Source organism: Paucilactobacillus wasatchensis, from assembly GCF_000876205.1.
Classification (GTDB): domain Bacteria; phylum Bacillota; class Bacilli; order Lactobacillales; family Lactobacillaceae; genus Paucilactobacillus; species Paucilactobacillus wasatchensis.
In genome coordinates this window covers 1-1,036 of sequence record NZ_AWTT01000093.1, presented here as the reverse complement: position 1 = coordinate 1,036, position 1,036 = coordinate 1, and the positions used below count along the sequence as shown (strand labels likewise).

1 protein-coding gene and 1 pseudogene are annotated in these 1,036 nt (G+C 34.8%); both read right to left on the bottom strand.

The window, feature by feature from the left end:
* Window positions 1-311: 311 nt before the first annotated feature.
* Window positions 312-569 carry an NADPH-dependent FMN reductase family protein gene (locus tag WDC_RS09240; protein ID WP_052497850.1) on the bottom strand — a complete coding sequence of 86 codons (258 nt, stop codon included), beginning with the start codon at window positions 567-569 and terminating at the stop codon, window positions 312-314.
* A 43-nt stretch (window positions 570-612) separates the two neighbouring features.
* A pseudogene (locus WDC_RS09760) lies at window positions 613-1,036 on the bottom strand (hypothetical protein); the annotation flags it as partial.

Sequence of the window (1,036 nt, the reverse complement as noted above, 5' to 3'; positions counted from 1 at the left end):
AAGTTGTCACATTTAGTTACTTATTCGAAACACAGACACCGCCAACTTTAAAAGTGATTTCTGAATTTTCTTTATCTATTTTAAATATCTGGATCGTTTTCTCCAGCTATAAATCATGCTGGATACATAACCGAGCTAAAAAGACACCGTAGGTATATTATCAGGTCCAAGGAATCCAAACTAGCAGCGACCAAAACATCATTGATTTCTTGTTTGAGGCTGGTGTAATTCTTCTTTTCTATGATGAACCTTAAAAATATAGTCGTACTATGATTATCTATCAGGAATTGTCATTGTTACCTGTTTCTAACTTATTCATCTTTATATTGTGGATGCCAATATGATACCGTTACCATCGGTTGGTCATCTGCTTTTTGATCGTAATTATTTAACCAATTTTTGATGGCTTGATCAGTGTCGTAAGCACATACCCCACGAACTGCCAATCCACGTTCAATCGAGGCTCCTTGGGCAATCTCTGATAGTTCATTCAAACTGTCACCAAAGCGGCTACCTTCATGGGTACAGACCGGATAGATTGTTTTGTCTTGCCACTGATATTGTTCCATAAACGTTACAATCTACCTTATAGTTTCTTGGCAAGAACCCTATTTATATTATTTCTGCTTCAATAATTTTTATATCTTTTTCATAATCTCTTTCTGAATAATTCTGTTCAAATCCCCTTAATAACTCTGAATTTAGTTTCTTACCTGACATTTCCATTCCAATCATAGTTATACTTCCCGAAGTAACCCCACCAACGACTGGAACAATTTTCGCAATTCCAGAGGCTAGTCCCTTTTTGGTTAGTGTTTTGCCAGCAACTATACTAGTTATTTTTTTTAATAATGGGTACCACAAAGTTTTCATTAAAGGTTTCCCTAATATTTGTTTAGAAGCATACTTTATAGCATTAGAACTTGACACCCGCAACAAAGAAGCTGATCCATTTACTCCAGCCATTGTTCCTAAAAATAATAACAATCCATTTGTTTGAATTTTTCCATTTTCTTCGATCAAATCATCAAAATCT